The following is a 25,424-nucleotide window of genomic DNA, read 5'->3' on the forward strand; positions in this document are numbered from 1 at the left end:
TCGCCTGCTGGCTCCGTGAGCGGCGATTGCCGGCACACCGGAGCCGCCCCGTATGCAGCCTAGATCGTGTCAAACCTCGCCGGTTTCAATAGTCTCGCCGCTGCGGCAGCTGTTGACCCGAGCCGGTTCAGCGACACCTCAGACGGCGCCCAGGCACCAGGCGAGGATGGACTTCTGCGCATGCAGGCGGTTCTCAGCCTCGTCGAAGACCACGGACTGCGGACCATCGATGACCTCGTCGGTGACTTCCTCGCCGCGATGCGCCGGCAGGCAATGCATGAACAATGCTTCCGGGGAGGCGCGCTTCATCAGCGCCTCGTTGACCTGATAGGGCTGGAAGACATTGTGTCCCCGGGCGCGATGCTCCTGGTTCATCGACACCCAGGTGTCGGTGACGACGCAGTGGGCACCGGCAACCGCCTGCTCCGCCTCATGGCAAAGCAGGATTTCGCCGCCGTTGTTGCGCGCCCAGTTCATGAACTTGTCCTGCGGCTCGGAGCCGAGCGGCACGGCCATGTTCATCCGGTAACCGAAGCGTGCCGAGCCTTCGATCAAGGAATGGAGCACGTTGTTGCCGTCGCCGGTCCAGGCGATCGTCTTGCCTTCGACCGGACCTCGATGCTCCTCGAAGGTCATGATATCGGCCATGATCTGGCAGGGATGCGTGTCGTCGGTCAAGCCGTTGATAACCGGAACGGTGGCGTGCTCGGCCAATTCCAGGAGCCGGCGGTGATCGGTCGTGCGGATCATGATGGCGTCGACGTAGCGCGAGAGAACCTTGGCGGTGTCGCCGATCGTCTCGGCGCGGCCGAGCTGCATTTCGGTTCCCGACAGGAACAGCGTCTCGCCGCCAAGCTGCCGCATCCCGACATCGAAGGAAACGCGGGTTCGGGTCGACGGCTTCTCGAAGATCATCGCCAGCATTTTGCCGGCAAGCGGCTTCCCGGCCGTTCCGGCCTTGGTCGCCGTCTTTCGCACCCGTGCATCGTCGATGATCGTGCGCAGGTCGGCGGCCGTCATCGCCGAGAGATCGAGGAAGTGTCTGGTGGCAGTCATGATGCTGTATTTCCCGTCATAAACCGGTAGTCGACCATGCTTTCGGGCCGCCCGCAATCCGTCGCTATCTCAAGCCGCAGCCGTGCCGCTATTGGTCCGGACCGTTTCGGCAGCGCGTTCAAGTCGCGCCAGCCCCTCTCGCGCCTCGGCAGCGGTGGTGATCAACGGCGGCAACAGCCGCAACACGTTTTCGCCGGCCGGCACGACGAGCAGCTTCTCGGCCCGGATCGCCTTAAGGAAGTCGGCGGACGGCACCTTGGCCTTGATGCCGAGCATCAGCCCATCGCCGCGGATCTCCTCGATCACATCCGGGAAGCGGTCCTTGAGCGAGGCGAGACCCTGGCGGAAGACGAGCGCCACGTCGCGGATGTTGTCGAGGAAGCCTTCGGCGAGGACGACGTCGAGCACCGCATTGCCAACCGCCATCGCCAGCGGATTGCCGCCATAGGTCGATCCATGGGTGCCGGCCACCATGCCGGCGGCCGCTGCTTCCGTCGCCAGGCAGGCGCCGAGCGGGAAGCCGCCGCCGATGCCCTTGGCAACGGCCATGATGTCCGGCGTGATGCCGGCCCATTCATGGGCGAAGAGCTTGCCCGTGCGGCCGACGCCGCACTGGACCTCGTCGAGGATCAGGAGCAGACCGTACTCGTCGCAAAGCGCGCGCAGTTCCTGCATGAACGCCTTCGGGGCGAGGCGAATGCCGCCCTCGCCCTGGATGGGTTCGATGAGGATCGCGGCAGTCTCGTCGTTGATCGCATTCTTGACGGCGGCGATATCGCCGAACGGCACCTGGTAGAAGCCTGGCGCCTTCGGCCCGAACCCCTCGATATATTTCTGCTGGCCGCCGGCGGCGATCGTCGCGATGGTGCGGCCGTGGAAAGCGCCTTCGAAGGTGATGACGTGGAACCGCTCCGGATGCCCCTTGGCGAAATGATAGCGGCGCGCCGTCTTGATCGCGCATTCGAGCGCTTCGGCACCGGAATTGGTGAAGAACACGCGATCGGCGAAAGTAACGGCCGTCAGCCGCCGCGCCAGGCTCTCCTGGCCGGGAACGTCGTAGAGATTGGACACATGCCAGAGCTTCTCGGCCTGGCCTTTGAGAGCCTCGACGAGATGCGGATGGGCATGGCCGAGCGAATTCACCGCGACGCCGGCTGCAAAGTCCAGATAGCGCGTGCCGTCTTCCGCAACCAGCCAGACGCCCTCGCCTCGCTCGAAACGCAACGGCGCCCGCAGATAGGTGTCGTAGAGCGGCGTCGTTGCGGCCATGGTCGGCGTCTCCTTCATCCGTCGGCATCGTTATCGGACGTATCCTGCCCGACAAAAATCAAAAATGCCGCCTTTCGGCGGCGGGAGGCACTATTCCCATTTCGCGGCGCAATGTCAACAAAACCAAGGCTTGCGACGACTTCGCCGACACGGATTCCGGGCTGCGAAAAAATCACCGCTCGGGGCTTGCAAAAATGCAACTATCCGACAGCAAGTTGGGGAAAACTGCGAAATCGATTCGGCGCGATTCCGGCGACTCTTGCCACGGAGTCACCCTGCCGGTAGGTTAATATTCAATTACTAGACGCATGCGGCGGACCTAGTCACCAAAATAGTTATCGCGTTGAAACTCCGGGGCTTTTCCGGAGAACGGTGATGGATTCTGCCATCCCAAACGCCGAGAACGGGGAGTGCAGAAATGAACTGGACTGACGAGCGGGTTGAAAAGCTGAAGAAGCTTTGGTCGGAGGGCCTGAGCGCGAGCCAAATAGCGGCGCAGCTCGGAGGCGTCAGTCGTAACGCGGTCATCGGCAAGGTTCATCGGTTGAGCCTGCCGGGCCGTGCCAAGGCCGGCGGAACCACCGCGGCGGCTCGCCCCAAGCGGACGACTTCCGCGCCCCGCGCCCCCAACTACGCGGCGCGCGCCGTGACCCGGACCGTCACCCGCACTGCCGGGACCACCGTGCTCAAGGAAGAGGTCGCCGTCGATCTGGTGGCGGAGCAGGACATCGCTCTCGACACCAGCATCGTCGTGCCGATGTCGCGCCGGCTGGAGCTGACCCAGCTGACCGAGCGGACCTGCAAATGGCCGATCGGCGACCCGCTCAAGGAAGAATTCCACTTCTGCGGCAACGATTCACCGGAATCCTCGCCCTATTGCAGCTATCACGCAAGGCTCGCCTATCAGCCCTCGGCCGAGCGGCGCCGCGTGCGCTGACGGTAAGATTGAACTGAAAAAGCATGAAGGGGCCCGAGAGGCCCCTTCTCTCTTTGGAGCGCTGTGACGACAGCGAAGGCCTCAGCTTTCCAGCGAATAGCCGGCCCCGCGCACCGTCCTGATCACGTCAGGCATATTGGAGAAATTCAGGGCCTTGCGCAGGCGGCCGACATGGACGTCCACCGTACGCTCATCGACATAGATGTCGTGCCCCCAGACGCCGTCGAGCAATTGCGAGCGAGAGAAGACGCGTCCCGGCGAGGACATCAGGAATTCCAGGAGCCGGAACTCCGTCGGGCCGAGCCGCACCTCGCGGCTGCGACGGTGGACGCGGTGCGTTTCGCGGTCGAGCTCGATGTCGCCGCAGCGAAGCACCGTAGACAGCACCTCCGGCTTGGCGCGCCTCAGCATCGCCTTCACCCGTGCCATCAGTTCGGGCGTCGAGAAGGGCTTGACGACATAGTCGTCGGCACCGGTCGCGAGCCCGCGCACCCGCTCGCTCTCCTCGCCGCGCGCCGTCAGCATGATGATCGGCAGCCGCTCCGTCTCGGGCCGCTGCCGAAGCCGGCGGCAGAGCTCGATGCCGGAGACGCCGGGCAGCATCCAGTCGAGGATCAGAAGGTCTGGCAGGCGCTCCTGCAAGCGGATCTCCGCCTCGTCGCCACGAAAGATCGTATCGACTTCGAAGCCCTCCGCCTCGAGATTGTAGCGCAGGAGCACGCTCAGCGCTTCCTCGTCCTCGACGACTGCTATCTTCGGCAACATTCAGCTACGACTCCTTGCCTGGATTCATAAGGTAGCGGGCGCGCCGGTCTCAGTCGGTGACGGATCCGAGCGTCGACGTCGTGTCGTCCTTCGGCCGTTCGCCCTGCGGCTGGGCGCCCGTCGCCATGTAATAGATCGTCTCGGCGATGTTGGTCGCGTGGTCGCCGATCCGCTCGATGTTCTTGGCGCAGAAGAGAAGATGCGTGCAGGGCGTGATGTTGCGCGGATCTTCCATCATATAGGTCAAGAGCTCGCGGAACAGCGACGTGTAGATCGCGTCGATCTCCTCGTCGCGCTCGCGGATGCTTTTTGCCTTTTCCGGCGAGCGCGAGGCGTAGACGTCGAGGACTTCCTTGAGCTGCACCAGCGCGAGCTCGGCCAAATGCTCCAGTCCCCGCGCCAGCTTGCGCGGGATGCCGGAGCCGGCAACCGCGATAACGCGCTTGGCGGTGTTCTTGCCGAGGTCGCCGACACGCTCCAGATCGGCGGCGATCCGGATCGACCCCATGATCTCGCGGAGATCCGCGGCCATGGGCTGACGCTTGGCGATAGTGACGATCGCCTTTTCGCCGATCTGGCGCTCGGCCTCATCGAGGATCGCGTCGTCGGAGATCACCTTCTGGGCAAGCGCCAGGTCGGAGTTCACGAGAGCGCGGACGGAGTCGGCCACCATCTGCTCGGCCAAACCGCCCATCTCGGAGATCCGGCGCGTCAGATATTTCAGCTCTTCGTCGAAGGCGGTCGTTATGTGGGGGTGGGACATCTTCGGTTCCTCGAGAGCGCGCTCTTCACAAGTGGGTCTTCGGCCGATCAGCCGAAGCGGCCCATGATGTAGTCCTGGGTGCGCTGGTCATCCGGATTGGTGAACATCTTGTCGGTATCGTTCTCCTCGACGAGATTGCCGAGGTGGAACATGGCGGTGCGCTGCGAGACGCGGGCAGCCTGCTGCATCGAATGGGTCACGATGACAATGGTGAAATTGGCGCGCAGCTCGTGAATGAGCTCCTCGACCTTGGCGGTCGCGATCGGGTCGAGCGCCGAGCAGGGCTCGTCCATCAGGATCACTTCCGGGCTGACGGCGACGGCGCGGGCGATGCAGAGGCGCTGCTGCTGGCCGCCGGAAAGACCGGTCCCCGGCTCCTGCAGACGGTCCTTCACCTCGTTCCAAAGACCCGCCTTCTGCAGGCTCGTTTCGACGATCTCGTCGAAATCGGCCTTCGTGCGGGCAAGGCCATGGATGCGCGGCCCATAGGAAACATTCTCGTAGATCGACTTCGGGAACGGATTGGGCTTCTGGAACACCATGCCGACGCGGGCGCGCAGCTCCACCACGTCGATCGAGGAATCGTAGATGTCGTCCTCGTCGAGGGTGATCCGACCGGTGACGCGGCAATTCTCGATCGTGTCGTTCATGCGGTTGAGCGTGCGCAGGAAGGTCGACTTGCCGCAACCGGACGGACCGATCAGCGCCGTTACGGTGTTCTCGCGGATATCCAGGTTGACGTCGAAGAGCGCGCGCTTCTCGCCGTAGTAGACCGACACATCCTTGCCGATCATCTTCAAGGGCACCGTGTTCATTTTCTGGTCCAGAGCCTTTTCGACTGCAGCTTCCGACATGATGTTCATAGTCCTTACCCCACTACCAGCGACGCTCAAAGCGACGCCGCAACAGAATTGCCCCGAGGTTCATGATGACGAGGAAGATCAGGAGGATGATGATCGCCCCCGAGGTGCGCTCCACGAAGGCGCGCTCCGCCTCGTTCGCCCACATGTAGATCTGCACCGGAAGCGCGGTGGAGGGCTCGAGCGGCGAGCCCGGATAGTCAACGACGAAGGCGACCATGCCGATCAACAGCAGCGGGGCCGTCTCGCCCAGGGCGTGCGCCAGTCCGATGATCGTGCCGGTGAGGATGCCGGGCATGGCGAGCGGCAGCACGTGGTGGAAGATCGTCTGCATCTTCGAGGCGCCGAGGCCGAGCGCGGCGGAGCGGATCGACGGCGGCACGGCCTTCAGCGCGGCGCGCGTCGCGATGATGATCGTCGGCAGCGTCATCAGCGTCAGCACCAGGCCGCCGACGAGTGCCGCCGAACGCGGCATGCCGGCGAAGTTCACGAAGACGGCGAGGCCGAGAAGACCGTAGACGATGGAGGGCACGGCGGCGAGATTGTTGATGTTGACCTCGATCAGGTCGGTCAGGCGGTTCTTCGGCGCGAATTCCTCGAGATAGATCGAGGCGGCAACGCCGATCGGCAACGACAGGACCAGAACGATCAACATCATATAGGCCGATCCGACGAGCGCCACGCCGACCCCGGCGGCCTCCGGACGGCTCGAGGCGCCGAAGCTGAAGATGCCGGTGTTAAAGCTCTTCTTCAGCACGCCGGCCTCAGCCAGCTCGTTCATCCAGGCGACCTGCTGGTCCTTGACCTTGCGCTTCGATTCTTCGACCGTGAGGTCGATCTGACCCTTGAAGGCCGAATCGATGTTCGCGTCGGCGAGGAGCGTCACCGGGATCGTCTTGCCGATGACCGAAGGATCGGCAACGACGATGTCGCGCAATTGCGTGCGGACGCTGTCGGACACCATGTCGTTCGCCTGCTTGACCAGCGGCCGCTTCTTCGGGTCGATGCCGAGCCGCTTGACCAGGGCGTCGCGGGCAAGGACCGGATAGTTGGCCGTCTGCAGTTGCTTCGGATCGGTCGCCCGCTCGTTCTTCGGATCGATCACCTTCTCCGAGAACTCGATCGGCAGCGTAATCGTCGTCTGCTGGAAGGCCGTGTAGCCTTTCGAAACGACGCTCCAGACAAGGACCGCAAGGAAGAACAGGCCGATCACGATGGCGCTGATGCCGTAGGCGCGGAACCGGCGCTCCGCGGCGTAACGGCGCTTGATGCCGATGTCGCGGCGGCTTTCGGCAGGACGGGTCGAGACCCTTACCGTTGGAGAAGCAACGTCGGTCATTCGTACTGTTCCCGATATTTGCGCACGATGTAGAGCGCATAGATGTTGAGCGCGAGCGTGATGACGAAGAGCGTGATGCCGAGCGCGAAGGCGACCAGCGTCTGCGGCGAGGTGAACTCGAGGTCGCCCGTCAACTGATGCACGATCTTAACCGTCACGGTCGTCATCGGTTCGAAGGGATTGATCTGCATGCGCGCGGCGACGCCGGCGGCAAGCACGACGATCATCGTTTCGCCGACCGCGCGCGAGGCGGTCAGCAGCAGCGCTCCGACGATGCCGGGCAGCGCGGCGGGAAGAATGACCTTCTTGACAGTTTCCGAGCGCGTCGCGCCGAGCCCGAGCGAGCCGTCGCGTAGCGCCCGCGGCACCTGCGTGATGATATCGTCCGAGAGCGACGAGACGAACGGAATGAGCATGATGCCCATGACGATCCCGGCGGTCAGCACGCTCTGCGCCTGGATGAAGTTCTGGTAGTTGCCGGTGATAAGCCCGTTCAGTTGCGCGGAGATGTCGCGCAGGAACGGTCCGACGGTGACGAGGGCGAAGAAGCCGTAGACGATCGTCGGGATGCCGGCGAGCACCTCCAGGAGCGGCTTCGCAATCGAGCGCAGTCGCGGACTTGCATACTCGGCCATGTAGATGGCGGCGAACAGGCCGATCGGCACGGCGAACGCCATGGCGACGAAGGCGATATAGAGCGTGCCGCCAAGAAGCGGCAGCAGGCCGAACTGGCCGGAGGCCCCCTCGCTGCCGGCCGCCGCGAAGCGCGGATCCCACACCGTGCCGAAGAAGAATTCGGCCGGCGAAACCATGCTGAAGAACCGGCCGGCCTCCGAAAGCATGGAACCGATGATGCCGATCGTCGTCAGGATGGCGATCGACGAAGCGACGACGAGCGAGCCGAGCATGACGCGCTCGACCTGATTGCGGGCGCGGAAGCGTGCGGTGACATTGCGGATCGCATAAAGGCCGCCGGCAATCGCGACAAGCAGCACGACGGCGCTCATCAGCCAGCGGCTATAGAGCCGCATCGCATTGAACCGCTCCGCCGCCTCGACCATGAAGGGCTGACCTTCCCCGGCGAGCGCTACGCCCCTGGCTGCGAGCGTCTCGCGCAGATTGGCCGAGCCGTCCTTGATGGTTTCGATCTCCGTCGCGTCAAGGCGATTGAGCCCGGTGGCGACTGCCTTCACCTGACCGAGAGCAAGCTGGACGGTCGCGTCACCCTGGCTCTGGACCGCATCGGGAAGCGTCGAACGGACGGCGGAATCGATGTAGATCGGCGAGGCGATCAGCCAGCCGGCAAGCACGAGCAGCGCCGGCAACACGGCCCAGATGGCGACGTAGCTGCCATGGTAGCCCGGCAGGGAATGCAAGGTGGCAAGCTTGTTGCCGGACCGGGTGAGCGAACGGGCACGGCCGGCGAAATAGGCGCCAATACCAATCAAAGCAATGATCAGGAGAAGAAGCGAGGTGCTCATCGGCACGTCTCCACGGCAGGGCCGTCAAAAGCCACCGGAAAAATCGAATTTCGCAAAGTCCCGACGCAGCGGAAAGCTGCGCCGGGACGTCATTTTGATCAGAGCAGATTTCCGGCTTCGAAGGACTTGCGGATTTCTTCACGCTCGGCGTCCGGTGCGGCAACCAGGCCGTATTCGGCGAGCGGGCCGTCGGGGCCGATCATCTGATCGTCGACGAAGAATTCGACATATTCCTTGAGGCCCGGAACGACGCCGAGATGCGCCTTCTTGACGTAGAAGAACAGCGGGCGGGAAACCGGATATTCGCCGGAAGCGATCGTCTCGGTCGAGGGAACGACGCCGTTGACGGTCGCGACCTTGAGCTTGTCGGCGTTGTTTTCGTAGAACGACAGGCCGAAGACGCCGATGCCGCTCTTGTTGGAGGCGATGCGGGCGAGCGTTTCGGTGTAGTCGCCGTCGATGTCGACAGCGAGACCGTCCTTACGAACGGCAACGCACTTCTTGGCAGCGGCCTTCTCGTCGCTGATGGCAGCCTTGATGACATCGAGAGCGCCTGCGTCCTTGCAGCCATGGGCAAGGATCTTCTCTTCGAAGACTTCACGCGTGCCGTGTTTTTCGCCCGGGATGTAGGCGGCGATCTCCGCATCCGGCAGCGAAGCGTCGATTTCCGACCACTTCTTGTAGGGGTTGGCGGCGAGCTTGCCGTCGACGACGACTTCAGCGGCCAGCGCCTTGTAGAGGTGCTCCGGCTTCAGCGCAATGTCGGCATTGCCTGCGTCCGTCGCGAAGACGATGCCGTCATAGCCGATCTTGATTTCCTGGATCTCGGTTACGCCGGCGGACTTGCAGGCCTCGATCTCGCTATCCTTGATCTTGCGCGAGGAGTTGGCGATGTCGATCGTGTCTTCGCCGACGCCCTTGCAGAATTCCTTCAGGCCGGCGGAAGAGCCGCCGGATTCGACGACCGGCGTCTTGAAGTCCGGGAACGTCTCGCCGAAGCTCTCGGCGACGATTTTTGCATAGGGAAGAACGGTCGAGGAGCCAGCAACCTGGATCTGGTCGCGAGCTGCTGCGGCACCGGCGAAAGCGGCGGATGCAACCAGCGCCGCTACAGTGAGTTTAAGGACTTTCATAGATGTTCTCCCGGAATGGGCTCGTGTTGGTGCGCCAATGGGTCCAGCGCTCTCTTCGCCGTCTGATCGGCTGCCCTAGTTAGCCGCCGATGGCTACAGGTTTTATGTCAATTTCGTGAAACATTTATGACAGGCTATGTCATTGAAGATGCTACAGGATTTCTGATCGACACAGCCGTCGCATGGCTTTTGTGTCAGAAGCGGACCGTGAAGACCGTTCCCTTGCCGACCTCCGAATGAATGAGCAGGCGGGCGCGGTGGCGCGTCAGGATATGCTTGACGATGGCAAGCCCGAGGCCGGTCCCCTTTTTCGACCGGCTCGCCTCCACATTGACCCGGTAGAAGCGTTCGGTGATCCGCGGCACATGCTCGGCCGGGATGCCCGGGCCGTAGTCGGTGACCGTCACCTCCGCCTGCCCCTCCTTGCCCGTGAGCCGCACGTCGACTTTCTTGCCTTCCTGACCATATTTGCAGGCGTTCTCGATGAGATTTTCGAAGACCTCGATCAGCTCATCGCGATCGCCCTGGACGAAGACCGGCTCCTCGGGCACCTCGAGCGAGATCCTCACATCGAGGTCGCTTGCGAGCGGCAGAAGGCTGTCGCGCACATGTCCGAGCAGCGGCACCAGGTCGACCTGGTCTTCCGGGGCGATGTGCGACTTCAACTCCAGCCGCGACAGGGACAGGAGATCATCGACGAGGCGGCTCATGCGGGTCACCTGCTCGTGCATGATGCCGAAGAATTTCTCCTGCGCCTTCGTGTCGTTCTTCGCCGGACCCTCCAGCGTCTCGATGAAGCCGCGGAGCGAAGCGAGCGGGGTGCGCAGCTCGTGGCTGGCATTGGCGACGAAGTCGGATCGCATCCGGTCGATGCGGCGGGTCTGCGAGATGTCGCGATAGGTCAGCAGGAAGACCCGCCCGCTGGGCCCCTCGCCGCCGACATCCGCCGGGGCGACGCGGACGACATAGACCGCATCCGAAGGCAAGCGTTCCGCATGCTCGATCTGGTTGACCTTGCCCGTCGCAATGGTCTCGCGCACCATGTCGAGTATTCCGGGAGAGCGTACGCGCGCCGAAAGGTAGCTTTCCGGGGGGATCGTGCCGAAGGCCTTCTCGGCGGCGGCGTTCTGGAAAAGGACGGTCTCGTCCGCGGCGATGACGAGCACCGGCATATCGAGCGCGTTCAGCACGGGGATCAGCGCGTCCGTCCGCGTCTCCGTTACGCTCGGTGCCGCCTCCGGCACCGGCTCTGCCAAAGGAGCACTTCGCTTGAGAAGGGCTGCTGCAAGAACGAGCCAGAAGGCAAGCACCGCCAGGATGTGGATGCCGGCGAGGGCGGCGAGGACGGCAAGCACGATGGAGAGGCCGAGAATCCAGCGCTCTGCCTTCAGTCTCGGCTTGAGGCCCTCCCAGAACACCTTCGCACCATCCAAGACGATACCCTCGTTGCTCAATTTGCCGCCTCCCTAACCATGAGGAACGTCACCCCACATACCAATAAGTGTGGCGAGTACGCGCGAAAGTGGAGAGGTCTCGGCCGGAAACGCCTAAAGCATTCCAGCTGACCGCTCCGGCCATTCGGGCAGAAATAGCGGCGCTTCATGACATGATTTTCACGAGATGCTTGAATCTGCAATGTAATTATGGCCTCCTCCACCGCATCCAATGCGCTGGAGCGACCTTTGCGGACTGAAAAGCCGCACGGCGCTGTAGTGAAATCGACGACAGTGGAGGAAGGCATGGCTCTCGAACAGGCACCGACTGCGGGCACGCCGGGAAGCCGCGCGGTCGAACTCGCGATCGGCGGCAAGACCCGGGTGTTCGACATCGACAATCCGGAACTGCCGGAATGGATCGACGACGAAGCGTTCTCCTCCGACGACTACCCTTATGAGAAAAAGCTCAGCGAGGAGGAATACGAGGAAACGCTGACGAAGCTGCAGATCGAGCTCGTCAAGGTCCAGTTCTGGATGCAGGCGACCGGCAAGCGCGTCATGGCCGTTTTCGAGGGGCGCGATGCAGCCGGCAAGGGCGGCGCCATCCACGCGACGACCGCCTATATGAACCCCCGTTCGGCGCGCGTCGTCGCGCTCACCAAACCCACCGAGACCGAGCGCGGCCAGTGGTATTTCCAGCGCTATGTGTCGACTTTTCCGACCGCCGGCGAATTCGTTCTTTTCGATCGTTCCTGGTACAACCGCGCTGGCGTCGAGCCGGTGATGGGCTTTTGCACGCCGGAGCAATACGAGCATTTCCTCAAGGAAGCGCCGCGCTTCGAGAAGATGATCGTCAACGAGAACATCCAGCTCTTCAAGTTCTGGCTCAATATCGGCCGGGAGATGCAGTTGAAGCGGTTTCACGACCGCCGGCATGATCCGCTGAAGATCTGGAAACTGTCGCCGATGGACATCGCGGCGTTGGGAAAATGGGACGACTACACCGAGAAGCGCGACCGGATGCTGAAGGAAACGCATACGGACCATGCGCCCTGGACCGTCATCCGCGGCAATGACAAGCGTCGCGCCAGGATCAACCTGATCCGCCACCTGCTGACGAAGCTCGATTACGACGGCAAGGACAAGGCCGCGATCGGCAAGATAGACGACAAGATCGTCGGGTCCGGACCTGGCTTCCTCAGGTGATTTCTCGCCCTGGCAAGGGGTAATAGCCCCCTCTGGCCTGCCGGCCATCTCCCCCACAAGGGGGGAGAATCGGTGTGGCACGCTTTACACGTCCACCGAAGCGTTCCGCTTGCATAAGCCGTTCGGTCGGAGCAAGAGGCCGGCCGCACGTATTCTCCCCCCTTGTGGGGGAGATGGCCGGCAGGCCAGAGGGGGTTTAGCCCCGGAAGAACGATCCAAGGAACGCTCCGTTCGACCACCCAGGGCGGCTCATTGCCTCGGCAGCACGCGAATGGCAAATAGATCCAGGCTGTTGCCGGCGCCGCTGACGTCGCTGTTGATCAGCAACCTTCCGGAACTGCCGGGGGGACGACTGCCTTCGAAGCTGATCTTGAACAGCATGTCGAGGCGCTCGTCATGCGCGGTGAAGCGATGACGACCGCAGGCGCCGAGCGCCGCGAAATCACATTCGACGGAGAACTCCGTCGTCTTGCCCGGAAGTGCCTGGACGCTCAGCGCCAGCGTCGAGGACTTGCCCGAAACCTTGGCAAGCACATCGGCGGGAATTTCGATCGCCACCTCGCCCTCTTTCGACGCGGCCGCCGACGTCAGCCGGATGCGTTCGCCGCCATCGTCGTCGAACGGCTCCGCGCTGGCGCGGGCGCTTGGCTTGACGGCCGCCGCATCCGCCGACGTGAAGATCTCGATCCACTCGCCGGAGAAACCCTCCTGCGCCCCGAGGGTCGGCAAACCGGCCGCCGCGGGGAAGTCCTCGGTCTCCACCACCGCCGGCGGATTGGCGACATTGGTGTCGCGCTCGGCCGGCGATTTCAACAGGTCATTGGTCTCGACCCACCAGACGCCGGCACCCGCCGCCGCGGCGAGTGTTGCGACAACCATGACGAAGGAGAGAATGCGACCGCCCTTGCGCTTGCGCGGGCGCTTGTCGGTGACGCCCAGGTCCGGGGCGATCGAACCGGACGTCGCCGCGCCGGCGGGTTTTTCACCACCGGTCACCGGCTGCGTCGAAGCCATGGGGCCGTCACGCTCCGGGCGCAGGGCACCGAGCGCGCCGAGGCCGCCGTCACCGGGGGACGCCGGCTGTGCCTCCGCCCTGAAACCCGGCTCCTGCCGCAAAGGGGCAGCCGCACCGGCTGAAGCTCGCGCTGCCGCATCACCCTTGCCTTTCACGTCCGCGAGGCTCACGACCGGCGTGGCGAGACGCGCCTTCAGGGCAGCCCGCTCCTCCGTTTCGATCGCGTGAATGACCGCTTCCAGCCGGTGGCGCTGCTTGGCGATGATTTCCGGGTCCTCGATCTCCTGCTTCTTGAGGCCGTTTTCCAGCGCCTGGCGGGCCGACTGATAGATCCGCGCGCGGATTTCCGCATTGCTCCGCTCCGAGCGTTCCAGTGCATTCCTGATCGCCGTCTCGAGTCCGCTCACATCAAATCCTTCTGCACACCAGACTTCCGCGCCCAAGCGGGGCAAATATGGGAAGGCCTCGCCTCTTCCCGCGGCACGCCGTTGGTTTTATTAACGATTGGGTAACTGCTGCTTGCGGAATCTGCAAGTCCGCCAGCGCCGCCGCCGGGTCTTCCGCGGGGAAAAGACGCGTGACCCGCCGGAATGTTCGGCGAAATACCTCCCTTTGCAAGCGCGGTCATTGCTGCTATCTACATTGACGTTTACGCAAACGTCAAAAAATTGCGATGGAGAAGAGACCCGATGCCGTTGCCGCAAATTCTGTCCGGAACGACGAGACTGCCGGTTGTCGGCGCTCCGCTTTTCATCGTCTCGCATCCCCGGCTGACGATTGCGCAATGCAAGGCGGGCGTCATCGGGGCGTTCCCGGCGCTCAACGCGCGTCCGCAGGCACAGCTCGACGAATGGCTCGCCGAGATCACCGAAGCGCTCACCGACCACGACCGCAAGCACCCGGACCGGCCGGCGGCACCCTTTGCCGTCAACCAGATCGTCCACAAGTCGAACACCCGGCTCGAGCAGGACCTGATGCTCTGCGTCAAATACAAGGTGCCGGTCGTCATCTCCTCGCTCGGCGCGGTGCCGGAGGTCAACGCCGCGATCCACTCCTATGGCGGCATCGTGCTCCACGATGTCATCAACAACCGCCACGCGAACTCGGCGATCCGCAAGGGCGCCGACGGGCTGATCGCCGTTGCCGCCGGCGCCGGCGGCCATGCCGGGACGCTCTCGCCCTTTGCGCTCATCCAGGAAATCCGCGCCTGGTTCGACGGGCCGCTGCTGCTCTCGGGCGCAATCGGGACCGGCGACGCCATCCTCGCGGCGCAAGCGATGGGCGCCGACATGGCCTATATCGGCTCCCCCTTCATCGCCACCGAAGAGGCCCGCGCCAGCGACGCCTACAAGCAGATGATCGTCGACAGCAGCGCCGCCGACATCGTCTATTCCAACTATTTCACCGGCATCCACGGCAACTACCTCAAGGCCTCGATTCGCGCCGCCGGCATGGATCCGGACAGCCTGCCGGAGGCAGACGCGTCGAAGATGGATTTCGGCACGGCCGTCGGCGGGGCGAAGGCCTGGAAGGACATCTGGGGCTGCGGCCAGGGCATCGGCGCCATCCGCGAAGTCAGCACCGTCGCCCACCTGGTCGAGCGGTGGGAGCGCGAATACGCCGCCGCCCGCGCACGCCTCGGCCTCGCACTTCCCGGCGACCGCGCCGCGCCGAAGGAATTTTCAAGTTCTCGAAACTGATGGCTTGAAATCTCGGCGCTTTGCGTTTATCAGCGCCTCACATTCGTTCTGCGACATCCGCGGAACCGTCTAATGCCGCTTTAGCTCAGTCGGTAGAGCACATCATTCGTAATGATGGGGTCACGTGTTCGAGTCACGTAAGCGGCACCATTTTTCTCACGTATAAAAATACCGCGTCAGGTGAAAGAACACCGGTGCGGCAAAACTCAGCGAATCCATGCGGTCGAGGACGCCGCCGTGGCCGGAAATCATCGTGCCCCAGTCCTTCACGCCCATCGAGCGCTTGACGGCCGAGAGCGACAGGCCGCCGAGGAAGCCCATGGCGACGATGGCGAGCGCCATGGCGGCGGCCTCCAGCGGCGTGAACGGGGTGATCCACCAGAGGCCGGCGCCGGCGGCGACGGCGGAGAGGCCGCCGCCGACGAGGCCCTCGACGGTCTTCGACGGGCTGATAACGGGGGCCACCTTCGTTCGGCCGAAGAGCTTGCCGAAGACGTATTGCATCACGTCGCTGAACTGCGCGACGGTGATCAGGAAGAAGAGCAGCAGGAAGCCCTCGCGCGGGCGGCCGGGGATGTCGAGCGTCAACAGCGCCGGCGCGTGGCTGATGCAATATACCGTCAGCATCAGGCCCCATTGGATGCGCGACACGCGCAACAGGAACGCATCGGCATCGCCCTTTAGCGCGGCAAGGCTCGGAAGGAGAAGGAAGCCATAAACCGGGACAAGGATCGTGAACAACGCATACCAGTCGGTCCAGATCAGCCAGTATTGAAGCGGCAGCAGCACGTAGAAGGCGGCGACCAGCGGCAGGTGATCGGCGCCGCGCGTCGGCGTCAGCGAGATGAATTCGCGCAGCGTATAGAAGGAAGTCAGCGCGAAAAGCACCACGGTGACGCCCCGGCCGAGGCCGAAGCTCAGGGCGAAGATCGCGACCATCACCCACCAGGCCCTGATGCGGGCGTTGAGATTGTCGACCGTCGCCCGGCCGTTCTCGGAGGTCACCTTGCGCGACAATGCGAAGCCGATCGCCGAGGCGATGCCGAGCAGGGCACAAATTCCGCCGAAGAGGATGAACAGCTTGTCGGTCAAAGACATGGCGGCCTCATGAAACGGGATCCGAGGCGAGCGCACCGACGGCAGCGCGGGCGCGGTCGAGAAACGCGTCCTTCTCCTCCCCTGCCCGCCTCAGGAGCGGCGCGCCGAAGCGAACCGTGCAGCTGATCGGAACGGGCAGGAAGGTTCCCTTCGGGAAGGCGCGGGACGGATTGTCCAGGTAGGTCGGGATCAGCTCGACCTCCGGGAATTCCTGCGACAGCCAGTAGAGACCGCTCTTGAACGGCCCCGGCAGACGCTCGTTGCCGCGCGTGCCCTCGGGAAAGAGAACGAGCGACTCGCCCTCAGCGAGCACGCCGCGCAACGGGGCGAGCGCCGCCCCGGGCGGGCCCTGCGTGGCGCGGTCCACGAGCACGGCATTCAACACCTTCAGCGCGATATGGCGCCGCACCTTCCCCTTGCCCCAATAGTCGGCGGCAGCGATCGGATGGGTCGAGCCGCGTAGCTGCCGCGGCAGGGCCGACCAGATCAGCAGCGTGTCGAGATGGCTGGCGTGATTGGCGAAATAGATGCGCTGGCGCATATCCGGAGAGGCGCCGATCCATCGCGCCTGCCCGCCGACGAGAAACCGCGTGAGACCAATCAGCACCAGATCGATCACGGCTTTGCGGCTCCCGGGATGCGCGAGACGATCGCCCTGGTGCGGGTCCAGCAGGTGAAAAGCGCCCCGGCGAGGATGATCCACGCCGTGGCGTAAAGCACGAAGCGCTCCGTCGTCAGCAGGGGCTCGCCGAATGCCAGCAGGCAGGCAAGGCTCATCAGCGCCATGCGGTGCTGTTTGGCCATGGGGCCGCGAAAGTCCTGGGGCTGGCCGAGCGATCCGCCGAAGACGCGCACATAAGCCGTCAGGGCGGCGGCAAGCGCACCGGCCCAGCCGAGCCAGCCGGCACCGGCGGCATAGCCGAGCGCCACGATCAACAGCGTGTCGGCGACGCGGTCGGGAAACTCGTTGTAGAGCGCGCCAACCGGCGAGCCGCGGCCGCCCTCGACCGCGACCATGCCATCGAGCAGATTGCAGAGGAGCCGCAGCTGGATGCCGGCGACGGCGACCAGATAAAGCGCCGGCCAGCGCGTCGCAAGGAAGAGAGTGGCGCCGCCGATCGCGGCAAAGCCGACACTCAGCAATGAAATCTCATTCGGCGTGATCGGCGTCTTCAAAAGCAGCGCCGTCAATCGACGCGCGAAGCCGCTGTCGCGCGCCGCAATAGGGCGTCGATCGGCGCCCGGGCTATCCGGCTCTCCGCCATCGGGAGCGACACTCATCTTAATGAAATCCGGCCCTTACAAATTTATGATTGCAGTCCGTCATAAAACAACTTGGCCGCAAAGGCCATATGGCAGTCTCACCTCAGCTCGAGGGCTCCGCTTCAACCGCCGCGAAGCGCATGGAAATACGCGTCCCGCGGCGCCTGAGCGCCGGGCTCTCGGCCTTGATCCGCCCGCCCATCGCCTCGACGAAGGCCTTGCTGATCGTAAGCCCGAGGCCGGTGCCGAGCGCGCGTCCGTCCGGCTTTCCCTTGCGGAAGAATTTGTCGAAGACGTGCTCGAGATCGGCGGGCGCGATGCCTTTGCCGAGGTCCGTCACCGACAGCACGACCTCGTCGGCCTCCCGCCGGGCATAGATGCTGACGGGCTCGTCGCCTCCGAACCGGTCGGCATTGTCGAGCAGGTTGAAGAGGACCTGCCCGAGCAGGACGCCGTCGCCGCGCATCAACGGCAGGTCGGCGGCGATGCTGGTCTCGAAAATCCGGCCGGGAAAGTATTTTCGCGCCCGTTCCACGGCTGAGTGGACGACGTCCGCCACATCGACCCGATCGCGCCTGGCATTGATCGTCCCCGCCTCGATCCGGTTCATGTCGAGCAGGTTGGCAACGAAGTGCATCAGCCTGCCGCTTTCCTCCTCGATCGAGTTCAGAAGATCATCCCGGCTCTCGTCAGGCATTCCTTCGTGACGCTGGCGCAGGGTCGTCACTGCGCCGCTGATCGTCGCCAAAGGGGTCGTCAGCTCGTGGGATAGCGACGAAAGCAGAGCAGCACGGAATCTCTCGCCCTCGAGCTGGGCGGCCTGATCGAAGCTTTCGCGTGATAGCCGGGCGCGGTCGACGGCGATCGCGGTCTGGTCGAGAATGGCGGCAAGGGCCCGTTCCTCGTTGATGTCGAGAGGGCTGTCCTCCTGCAGAAAGCCGCAAACGCCGACGACACCCTGCGGGCTTGTGAGCGGCCTGAACTGAAACGGACTGTTCGGCAGCGTGCCGGTGTCATTGCCGGCAGCCTCCTTCTTCTCGAAAGCCCAGCGCGCCGCCATCATGTCGCTGACGCTGAGCTCGGTGTCCGGTGGCCAGGCGACCCTCACGGCCAGATCGCCGTGTTCCGGCAGCAACAGCACGGCATTGCGCCTCAGCGTCCCCTGGATCTGGGTGACGGCCGCCCAGAGCACGTCTTCGGCATTGGCGGTGCCGGAAAGCTTGCGGGTAAAATCATAGAGCGCCTGCGTCGCGGTCGCCCGGTCCCTTGCGGTCTTCGCCTGCTCGCGAACACGCGAGGCAAGGCCGCCGGCGAGCGCCGCAGCCGCCAGGAAAACGAAAAGCGCGAAGACCTCGTGCGGCTCCGCCACCGTGAACGTGCCGACCGGCTCGATGAAGAAGAAATTGTAGGCGACAACGGAAAACAGCGCGGCTGCCAAGGCGGCGAGATAACCGGCGTAAACCGCCGAGGCGAGCACGGCGAGGAGATAGAGAAGCGAAATATTCTGCAGGATGATGAAGTGCTCGATCAGCAGGCCGAGCACTGTCGCCAGCCCGACGGCGCCACCGGCTATGCCGAGCGCTCGGCCGAATCCCTCCGGCAGCAGCTGTTTGCTTCGAAGCTTCGGCTTGGCGGCCGGCTCGATCTTGCCGGTGACGAGATGAATGCCGATGCCCGAGACGCGCTTGGCCAGCGCGTCGGGCAAGGAGGCGCGGAACAGGCTCAGCGGGAACCAGTGGCGCCGCGCGCCGATGACGATCTGCGTCGCATGTTCGCGCCTCGCAAGCTTCAGGATCTCCTCGACGAAATCGCTGCCGATGACGCGACGCGTCTCGGCGCCCAGTTGCTCGGCAAGACGGAAGGTCTCGTCGAGTTGCCGCACCGCCTCGCCATCGCCCGAGGCGCGATCCGCACGCTCGATGGAAACGACGATCCAGCCGGCGTTGAGGCCAGAGGCAAGCCGGCTTGCCGTCCTCACCACCTTTTCCGACAGCGGATCCGGGCCGATGCAGACGAGAAGCCTCTCGCCGGCCGGCCAGGGACCCTCTATGGCATTCTGCTTGAGGTAGTCGACCATCTGGTCGTCGACCCGGTCGGCGGTCCGCCTCAGCGCCAGTTCGCGCAGCGCCGTCAGATTGCCGAGGCGGAAGAAATTATCGACGGCGCGCTTGGCGCTATCGGGCAGATAGACCTTGCCTTCCTTCAGCCGGTCGATCAGTTCCGCCGGCGGCAGGTCCACCAGCAGCACCTCGTCGGCGCGGTTCAGAACCGTGTCGGGAATGCGCTCGCGCACGGGCACGCCGGCAATCTGCGCGACGACGTCAGACAGGCTTTCGAGGTGTTGGATGTTGAGCGCCGTCCAGACATCGATGCCGGCATCCACCAGTTCCTCGATGTCCTGGTAGCGCTTGGGATGCCGGCCCTCGCCGAGATTGGTATGGGCGAGCTCATCGACGACGATGATCCGCGGACGTCGCGCCAAAGCGGCGTCGAGATCGAATTCATGGAGCGTGCGCCCGCTATGCACTACTTCGCGGCGCGGCAAGACTTCCAGCCCTTCGAGCAGAGCCGCGGTTTCGCTGCGCCCATGTGTCTCGACAAGTCCGATGACAATATCGGCGCCCTCTTCCTTGAGGCGCTGCGCCCGCATCAGCATGGCGTAGGTCTTGCCGACGCCCGGCGCGGCGCCGAGGAACACCGTCAGCTTCCCTCTGCCGCCCTTTTCGGCCAGCGCCAGCAGGGCATCGGGATCGGGGCGGCTTTCGAGGTCGCGATCAGTGTCGGACATGCAATCTCTCGAACTCGATCCTCAGCAGGTTCATTTCTGTGAAAGCGATGCGCGGCCAGGCAATACCTTCGAGAAAACAAGACCGGAGCCGGGGCCGATCCTATTTTGCGGCGATGTCCACCCTGGAGACCGGCTTTGCCGCCGGCTCCGGCTGGTTCGTCACCTCGTGCATCCACTCCCGCCAGATCGCTACGAGCAGCGCCATCAGCACCGGTCCGACGAAAAGGCCAAGGAATCCCATTGTCTTGACGCCGCCGACGAGGCCGAAGAAGGTCGGCAGGAAGGGCAGCTTGATCGGGCCGCCAACGAGCCTTGGGCGAAGCGTCTTGTCGACGATGAAGAGCTCTGTCGTTCCCCAGGCAAAGAGCGCGACGCCGTGGAACGGCGAGCCGCTCGCCACCAGATAGATCGACACGAGGGTGAAGCAGAGCGGCGCGCCGCCCGGAATGAGCGCCATGAGACCGGTGATGATGCCGAGCGTTACCGGGGAGGGCACGCCGGCAAGCCAATAGGCGACGCCGAGAACGATGCCCTCGCCGATCGCAATGATGCCCATGCCGGTCACCGTCGAGCTGATGGTGAGCGGCACGACGCGCGACAGGCGCTCCCAGCGCATCGGGAAAATCTGCTCGCCGAGCCGATCGAGCTGCTTCGAAAAGGCGTGGCCATCTCGATAGACGAAGAACAGCGTGATCAGCATGAAAAGCAGCGTCAGGAAGGACTGGAAGGCGGAGGCGCCGATCACCAGGACGCCGCGGTAGATGTTGCCGATATTGGAGCCGCTGACGAGCTGGACCATTTCGCCAAGTGCGCCTGGATGGCCGACATATTTCACCCACTGCTGGCCAAGCCAGGCGCCGGCCACCGGGATGGTCGTCAGCCAGGCCGGGACCGGCGCCCCGTTCACGTTGGTTTCCACCGCCCAGACGAGCCAGTCGCGCACCTCGTCCACGGCATAGGCCGCGGCGATCGAGATGGGCACGACGATGAAGGCGACGACGGAGGTGATGGCGATGGTTGCCGCGAGCGTCCGATTGCCGTTCAGGGCCTGCAGCAGCCGACGGTAGATCGGCCAGCTGGCAAAGCCGATGACGACGGCGGCAAGCACCGGCACGACGAAGCCATGGAAGAAATAGACGCCGGCGAGCAGCACGAGGACGAGCAGCCAGCGCGCCGCCGAGATCGGCAGGACGAGGGCCGAGCGCGAATGGGGAGGCTGCCCGAAGAGCCGCGGCTCCGCCGGGAGATTTTCTCGCTCACGATTGCCCAATTGCACCTGTAGTCCTCCGTCTCTCAAGAACCTTACAACAATCCCGCAGCCTTTCCAGCCCGCATCCTTCCTCCATGCGCGCTTTCGGCATAAAGAGGGTCGCGCCTCCAAATCATCGCGCTGGTTCGGGATCAATTCACAATTGCCGTGATCGCCTGCCACGGGTCTAGCGGAGAGAGATGACAGGGAGATTTCGATTGTTTTCGCCTGCCTGTCGGTAAATCCGTCCCCTGCATATGCGTCGTTGTTATTGACGTTTACGTCAAAGTTATTTAATTCCGATTAGTGCTTGAAGAGACGCTGCAAAAACAGCATCTTCGATCGGGAGGGAAGATCGGGAGGGATTTTTCTTCGCCGTGAGCAAGGCAGTTCGTTGCCACCAGAGGGAGAGAGATCATGGCGGAAGCAAGCATGCAGCAGACGGGATCCGGCGCGGGAAAAAACTGGGTCAAGTCCTATCCGCCGGGCGTGCCCGCCGAAATCGGACCGCTGCCCTATCGCTCGCTCGGCGAGTTCTTCGACCATGCGGTGGCGCAGCATTCCTGGCGCCCCGCCTTCACCTGCATGGGCAAGTCGCTGACCTTCGCCGATCTCAATGCCCATTCGGGCCGGATCGGCGCCTGGCTGCAGTCGCTCGGCCTGGCGAAAGGCGATCGCGTCGCCGTCATGATGCCGAACATCCTGCAGAACCCGGTGATCGTCTATGGCATTCTCAGGGCCGGCTACACGGTCGTCAACGTCAATCCGCTCTACACGCCGCGCGAGCTCCAGCACCAGTTGGTCGATGCCGGCGCCAAGGCGATTTTCGTGCTGGAAAACTTCGCCCATACCGTCGAGCAGGTCGTCGCACGCACCAAGGTCAAGCATGTGGTGGTCGCGACGATGGGCGACATGCTCGGGGTGAAGGGCCTCGTCGTCAATCTCGTCGTGCGCCGCGTGAAAAAGCTCGTTCCCGCCTGGTCGCTGCCGGGCCACCTCTCCTTCCGCACGGTTCTTGCGAAGGGCGAGAAGCTTTCCCTTGCGAAGCCCAATATCGGGCCGAGCGATGTCGCCTTCCTGCAATATACCGGCGGCACCACCGGCGTTTCCAAAGGCGCCACCCTCACCCATGCCAATCTTCTGTCCAACATGGCCCAGATGGAGGTCTGGCTGAATACGGCATTCCTGCGCAAGCCGCGCCCGGAAAGCCTCACCTTCATGTGCGCCTTGCCGCTCTACCACATCTTCGCGCTGACGGTGAACTCGCTGATGGGGCTCGCGACCGGCGGCAACAACGTCCTGATCCCCAATCCACGCGACATTCCCGCCTTCGTCAAGGAACTGGGCAAGTACAAGACCAACATCTTCCCCGGGCTCAACACGCTGTTCAACGCGCTGATGAACAATGCGGAGTTTCAGAAGCTCGACTTCTCCTCGCTGATCCTCACATTCGGCGGCGGCATGGCGGTGCAGCGACCCGTCGCCGAGCGCTGGCTCGCCATGACCCACTGCCCGATCCATGAAGGCTACGGGCTTTCGGAAACCTCGCCGGTCGCCACCGCCAACCGGCTCGATACGGACGAGTTCACCGGCACGATCGGCATGCCGCTCCCTTCGACCGAAGTCGAGATCCGTGATGAAAACGGCAACGCGCTGCCGGTCGGCGAAATCGGCGAGATCTGCATCCGCGGCCCGCAGGTGATGGCCGGCTACTGGCAGCGCCCCGACGAGACGGCGAAGGCGATTTCGCCGGACGGTTTCTTCCGCACCGGCGACATCGGCTTCATGAATGCCGCCGGGCTGACGAAGATCGTCGACCGCAAGAAGGACATGATCCTCGTTTCCGGCTTCAACGTCTTCCCGAACGAGATCGAAGAGGTCGTGGCAACGCATCCGGGCATTCTCGAATGCGCAGCGATCGGCATCCCCGATCCGCACTCCGGCGAGGCGGTCAAGCTCTTCGTCGTGCGCAAGGATCCGAACCTTACCGAAGGCGACGTCAAGCGTCACTGCGCCGAACATCTTACAAACTACAAGCGGCCGAGACACGTCGAGTTCCGCGACGAACTGCCGAAGTCCAATGTCGGCAAGATCCTGCGCAAGGATTTGCGCGACTGATCATTTCGCTCGAAGCGCGGTAAAGCCCCTCCTCCGGCTGCCGCCACCTTCTCCCCGCGAGCGGGGCGAAGGAGACTCGTGGCAGCGCCTCAACCTCCAAAGTCCCCTCTTTCCGCCTGCGAGGATAGGGTTAGTCCTCGGGTTAAACCCGAGGAGAGGGGCAGACCACTCTGAAAACAGCCCCCATGTTTTCAGCGACATGAAATACGGGACGGCGTCGCAGCAGCCTCCTTTTTTCGCTGCAGCGCACACCTGCCCTTGATTTGCCATGTCTAAACCGACTAGCTATCGCAGCCGATTTCCGATGCAAGGAGCCCTGCGATGAAAGCGCTTGTCGAAACCCTCAAAGCCACTGCACGCGAGACCAATGCAGCCGATATCCGTGCCGCCTTCGCGGCCGATCCGAACCGCTTTGCGCGCTTCAGCACGAAACTTGGCGACCTGCTCCTCGACTATTCGAAATGCGCCGTCAACGACCAGATCCTTCAGGGTCTAGAGGCGCTGGCAAAGGCCGCCAAGGTCGAAGAAAAGCGCGACGCCATGTTCCGTGGCGACGTCATCAACATTACCGAGGAGCGCGCCGTCCTGCATACCGCGCTCCGGAACCGGTCCAACCGGCCGATCCTCGTCGGCGGCAAGGATGTCATGCCTGACGTCAACGCCGTTCTGGAGGCGATGGGCGCCTTTGCCGACAAGGTCCGTTCGGGAGCCTTGAAGGGCGCCACCGGCAAGAAGATCACCGACGTCGTCAATATCGGCATCGGCGGTTCCGACCTCGGCCCGGTGATGGCGACGCTGGCGCTCGCCCCCTTCCATGACGGTCCGCGGCTGCACTTCGTTTCCAATGTCGACGGTGCTCATATCGCCGACACCTTGAAGCTCCTCGACCCGGAGACATCGCTGTTCATCGTCGCCTCCAAGACCTTCACGACGATCGAGACGATGACCAATGCGGCGACAGCGCGCGCCTTCATCGCTGGCAGGCTCGGCGAGGCGGCGGTCGGCCACCACTTCGCAGCCGTCTCCACCGCGCTCGACAAGGTCGCCGCCTTCGGCATCGACGCCGCCCGCGTCTTCGGCTTCTGGGACTGGGTCGGCGGGCGCTATTCGATCTGGTCGGCGATCGGCCTGCCGCTGATGATTGCCATCGGCAGTGAGAATTTCGGCCGCTTGCTCGACGGTGGCCACGCGATCGACGAACATTTCCGTACCGCGCCGGTCTGCGAGAACATACCGATGCTGCTTGGCCTCATCGGCTTCTACCATCGCAACGTGCTCGGCTATCCGTCGCGGGCGATCCTGCCCTACGACCAGCGTCTGGCGCGCTTCCCCGCGTATTTGCAGCAGCTCGACATGGAGTCGAACGGTAAGGCCGTGACGCTCGACAGCAAGCCGGTGGAGTTTGCGACCGGGCCTGTGGTCTGGGGCGAGCCCGGCACCAACGGGCAGCACGCCTTCTACCAGCTCATCCACCAGGGCACCGACATCATTCCGGCCGAGTTCATGATCGCCGCCAATGGCCACGAAAAGGACTTGCGCCACCAGCACCAGCTGCTGATCGCCAACTGCCTGGCGCAGTCGGAAGCGCTGATGAAGGGCCGCACGCTGACTGAGGCCAAGGCCCAGCTCACCTCGAAGGGCATGGACGAGGCCAAGGCCGACAGGATCGCGCCGCACCGCGTCTTCACCGGCAACCGACCGTCGCTGACCTTCGTCTACGACCAGCTCGACCCCTTCGCGCTCGGCCGCCTGATCGCCCTTTATGAGCACCGCGTCTTCGTCGAAGGCGCGCTCTTCAACATCAACTCCTTCGACCAGTGGGGCGTCGAGCTCGGCAAGGAACTGGCGACCGGCCTGCTTCCGGTCGTCGAAGGCACGGAGAGTGCCGAGGGACACGATTCCTCGACCGCTGGCCTGGTGACCGCGCTGCTGAAGGCGGCGCGGTGAG

General features: G+C 63.8%; 20 protein-coding genes and 1 tRNA gene. 6 read left to right on the forward strand and 15 right to left on the reverse strand.

Annotated elements, in window-relative coordinates:
• Nucleotides 1–138: 138 nt before the first annotated feature.
• Complete coding sequence (gene argF / locus AU381_RS09500) at nt 139–1,056, reverse strand: ornithine carbamoyltransferase (protein ID WP_064241464.1); 918 nt, start codon at nt 1,054–1,056, stop codon at nt 139–141.
• Nucleotides 1,057–1,125: 69 nt separating this feature from the next.
• Nucleotides 1,126–2,325 carry an aspartate aminotransferase family protein gene (locus AU381_RS09505; RefSeq protein ID WP_064241889.1) on the reverse strand — a complete coding sequence of 400 codons (1,200 nt, stop codon included), beginning with the start codon at nt 2,323–2,325 and terminating at the stop codon, nt 1,126–1,128.
• Between the two features lie 418 nt (nt 2,326–2,743).
• Here AU381_RS09505 and AU381_RS09510 point away from each other — a divergent pair, with 418 nt between their 5' ends.
• Nucleotides 2,744–3,262, forward strand: a complete 519-nt coding sequence (locus tag AU381_RS09510; RefSeq protein ID WP_064241465.1) for a GcrA family cell cycle regulator — start codon at nt 2,744–2,746, stop codon at nt 3,260–3,262.
• A gap of 81 nt (nt 3,263–3,343) precedes the next feature.
• Here AU381_RS09510 and phoB read toward each other — a convergent pair whose 3' ends face one another.
• The 7 genes from phoB to phoR all read right to left on the reverse strand — a co-directional run bounded on the left by phoB (nt 3,344) and on the right by phoR (nt 11,057).
• Entirely contained in the window at nt 3,344–4,027 is a 684-nt protein-coding gene (phoB, locus tag AU381_RS09515) for a phosphate regulon transcriptional regulator PhoB (RefSeq protein WP_064241466.1), read from the reverse strand.
• 49 nt (nt 4,028–4,076) lie between these two features.
• A complete protein-coding gene (gene phoU / locus AU381_RS09520; RefSeq protein WP_064241467.1) occupies nt 4,077–4,790 on the reverse strand; it encodes a phosphate signaling complex protein PhoU in 714 nt (237 codons plus the stop codon).
• Between the two features lie 47 nt (nt 4,791–4,837).
• Nucleotides 4,838–5,653: a phosphate ABC transporter ATP-binding protein PstB gene (gene pstB / locus AU381_RS09525; RefSeq protein WP_064241468.1), complete on the reverse strand. Its 816-nt coding sequence runs from the start codon at nt 5,651–5,653 to the stop codon at nt 4,838–4,840.
• A gap of 13 nt (nt 5,654–5,666) precedes the next feature.
• Entirely contained in the window at nt 5,667–6,989 is a 1,323-nt protein-coding gene (gene pstA, locus AU381_RS09530) for a phosphate ABC transporter permease PstA (RefSeq protein ID WP_064241469.1), read from the reverse strand.
• A complete protein-coding gene (gene pstC / locus AU381_RS09535; RefSeq protein WP_064241470.1) occupies nt 6,986–8,470 on the reverse strand; it encodes a phosphate ABC transporter permease subunit PstC in 1,485 nt (494 codons plus the stop codon). Before pstC ends, pstA begins: the two co-directional genes overlap by 4 nt.
• 98 nt (nt 8,471–8,568) lie before the next feature.
• Nucleotides 8,569–9,603, reverse strand: a complete 1,035-nt coding sequence (locus tag AU381_RS09540; protein ID WP_064241471.1) for a substrate-binding domain-containing protein — start codon at nt 9,601–9,603, stop codon at nt 8,569–8,571.
• A 194-nt stretch (nt 9,604–9,797) separates the two neighbouring features.
• On the reverse strand, nt 9,798–11,057 hold the full coding sequence (gene phoR, locus AU381_RS09545; RefSeq protein WP_064241472.1) for a phosphate regulon sensor histidine kinase PhoR: 1,260 nt from the start codon (nt 11,055–11,057) through the stop codon (nt 9,798–9,800).
• Between the two features lie 285 nt (nt 11,058–11,342).
• Between phoR and ppk2 the strand changes: the two genes are divergently transcribed.
• Nucleotides 11,343–12,245, forward strand: coding sequence for a polyphosphate kinase 2 (gene ppk2, locus AU381_RS09550; protein WP_064241473.1), 903 nt, complete (start codon nt 11,343–11,345; stop codon nt 12,243–12,245).
• Between the two features lie 249 nt (nt 12,246–12,494).
• Here the strand turns inward: ppk2 and AU381_RS09555 are convergent, their stop codons facing one another.
• Nucleotides 12,495–13,667, reverse strand: coding sequence for a hypothetical protein (locus AU381_RS09555; protein ID WP_064241474.1), 1,173 nt, complete (start codon nt 13,665–13,667; stop codon nt 12,495–12,497).
• Between the two features lie 282 nt (nt 13,668–13,949).
• Between AU381_RS09555 and AU381_RS09560 the strand changes: the two genes are divergently transcribed.
• Together AU381_RS09560 and AU381_RS09565 are read left to right on the forward strand one after the other, a co-directional pair.
• Nucleotides 13,950–14,960, forward strand: coding sequence for an NAD(P)H-dependent flavin oxidoreductase (locus AU381_RS09560; RefSeq protein ID WP_064241475.1), 1,011 nt, complete (start codon nt 13,950–13,952; stop codon nt 14,958–14,960).
• 74 nt (nt 14,961–15,034) lie between these two features.
• Nucleotides 15,035–15,110 (forward strand) — tRNA-Thr (locus tag AU381_RS09565).
• A 6-nt stretch (nt 15,111–15,116) separates the two neighbouring features.
• On the opposite strand, the gene AU381_RS09570 is transcribed toward AU381_RS09565, so the two are convergent.
• The 5 genes from AU381_RS09570 to AU381_RS09590 form a co-directional block, all read right to left on the reverse strand.
• Complete coding sequence (locus AU381_RS09570) at nt 15,117–16,058, reverse strand: phosphatidate cytidylyltransferase (RefSeq protein ID WP_064241476.1); 942 nt, start codon at nt 16,056–16,058, stop codon at nt 15,117–15,119.
• Nucleotides 16,059–16,065: 7 nt separating this feature from the next.
• The gene (locus tag AU381_RS09575) at nt 16,066–16,677 is read right to left on the reverse strand and encodes a lysophospholipid acyltransferase family protein (protein ID WP_064241477.1); all 612 of its coding nucleotides are present in this window, start codon (nt 16,675–16,677) and stop codon (nt 16,066–16,068) included.
• Nucleotides 16,674–17,339 (reverse strand): CDP-alcohol phosphatidyltransferase family protein, encoded by a 666-nt coding sequence (locus AU381_RS09580; RefSeq protein WP_064241478.1) that lies wholly within the window; start codon nt 17,337–17,339, stop codon nt 16,674–16,676. Before AU381_RS09580 ends, AU381_RS09575 begins: the two co-directional genes overlap by 4 nt.
• An 85-nt stretch (nt 17,340–17,424) precedes the next feature.
• Nucleotides 17,425–20,109: a sensor histidine kinase gene (locus AU381_RS09585; RefSeq protein WP_064241479.1), complete on the reverse strand. Its 2,685-nt coding sequence runs from the start codon at nt 20,107–20,109 to the stop codon at nt 17,425–17,427.
• Between the two features lie 100 nt (nt 20,110–20,209).
• Nucleotides 20,210–21,385, reverse strand: a complete 1,176-nt coding sequence (locus tag AU381_RS09590; RefSeq protein WP_064241480.1) for an AI-2E family transporter — start codon at nt 21,383–21,385, stop codon at nt 20,210–20,212.
• A gap of 390 nt (nt 21,386–21,775) precedes the next feature.
• On the opposite strand from AU381_RS09590, the gene AU381_RS09595 reads away from it, so the two are divergent.
• Both AU381_RS09595 and pgi read left to right on the forward strand, forming a co-directional pair.
• The gene (locus AU381_RS09595) at nt 21,776–23,476 is read left to right on the forward strand and encodes a long-chain fatty acid--CoA ligase (protein WP_064241481.1); all 1,701 of its coding nucleotides are present in this window, start codon (nt 21,776–21,778) and stop codon (nt 23,474–23,476) included.
• A gap of 321 nt (nt 23,477–23,797) precedes the next feature.
• A complete protein-coding gene (gene pgi, locus AU381_RS09600; RefSeq protein ID WP_064241482.1) occupies nt 23,798–25,423 on the forward strand; it encodes a glucose-6-phosphate isomerase in 1,626 nt (541 codons plus the stop codon).
• Nucleotide 25,424 lies beyond the last annotated feature (1 nt).

The organism is Sinorhizobium glycinis, from assembly GCF_001651865.1.
Lineage (GTDB): Bacteria > Pseudomonadota > Alphaproteobacteria > Rhizobiales > Rhizobiaceae > Sinorhizobium > Sinorhizobium glycinis.

Excerpts from the sequence above, each read along its gene's own strand:
- argF (WP_064241464.1), bottom strand. The coding sequence starts at position 1,056 with ATGACTGCCACCAGACACTTCCTCGATCTCTCGGCGATGACGGCCGCC.
- AU381_RS09505 (WP_064241889.1), bottom strand. The coding sequence starts at position 2,325 with ATGGCCGCAACGACGCCGCTCTACGACACCTATCTGCGGGCGCCGTTG.
- AU381_RS09510 (WP_064241465.1), top strand. The coding sequence starts at position 2,744 with ATGAACTGGACTGACGAGCGGGTTGAAAAGCTGAAGAAGCTTTGGTCG.
- phoB (WP_064241466.1), bottom strand. The coding sequence starts at position 4,027 with ATGTTGCCGAAGATAGCAGTCGTCGAGGACGAGGAAGCGCTGAGCGTG.
- phoU (WP_064241467.1), bottom strand. The coding sequence starts at position 4,790 with ATGTCCCACCCCCACATAACGACCGCCTTCGACGAAGAGCTGAAATAT.
- pstB (WP_064241468.1), bottom strand. The coding sequence starts at position 5,653 with ATGAACATCATGTCGGAAGCTGCAGTCGAAAAGGCTCTGGACCAGAAA.
- pstA (WP_064241469.1), bottom strand. The coding sequence starts at position 6,989 with ATGACCGACGTTGCTTCTCCAACGGTAAGGGTCTCGACCCGTCCTGCC.
- pstC (WP_064241470.1), bottom strand. The coding sequence starts at position 8,470 with ATGAGCACCTCGCTTCTTCTCCTGATCATTGCTTTGATTGGTATTGGC.
- AU381_RS09540 (WP_064241471.1), bottom strand. The coding sequence starts at position 9,603 with ATGAAAGTCCTTAAACTCACTGTAGCGGCGCTGGTTGCATCCGCCGCT.
- ppk2 (WP_064241473.1), top strand. The coding sequence starts at position 11,343 with ATGGCTCTCGAACAGGCACCGACTGCGGGCACGCCGGGAAGCCGCGCG.
- AU381_RS09560 (WP_064241475.1), top strand. The coding sequence starts at position 13,950 with ATGCCGTTGCCGCAAATTCTGTCCGGAACGACGAGACTGCCGGTTGTC.
- AU381_RS09570 (WP_064241476.1), bottom strand. The coding sequence starts at position 16,058 with ATGTCTTTGACCGACAAGCTGTTCATCCTCTTCGGCGGAATTTGTGCC.
- AU381_RS09580 (WP_064241478.1), bottom strand. The coding sequence starts at position 17,339 with ATGAGTGTCGCTCCCGATGGCGGAGAGCCGGATAGCCCGGGCGCCGAT.
- AU381_RS09585 (WP_064241479.1), bottom strand. The coding sequence starts at position 20,109 with ATGTCCGACACTGATCGCGACCTCGAAAGCCGCCCCGATCCCGATGCC.
- AU381_RS09595 (WP_064241481.1), top strand. The coding sequence starts at position 21,776 with ATGGCGGAAGCAAGCATGCAGCAGACGGGATCCGGCGCGGGAAAAAAC.
- pgi (WP_064241482.1), top strand. The coding sequence starts at position 23,798 with ATGAAAGCGCTTGTCGAAACCCTCAAAGCCACTGCACGCGAGACCAAT.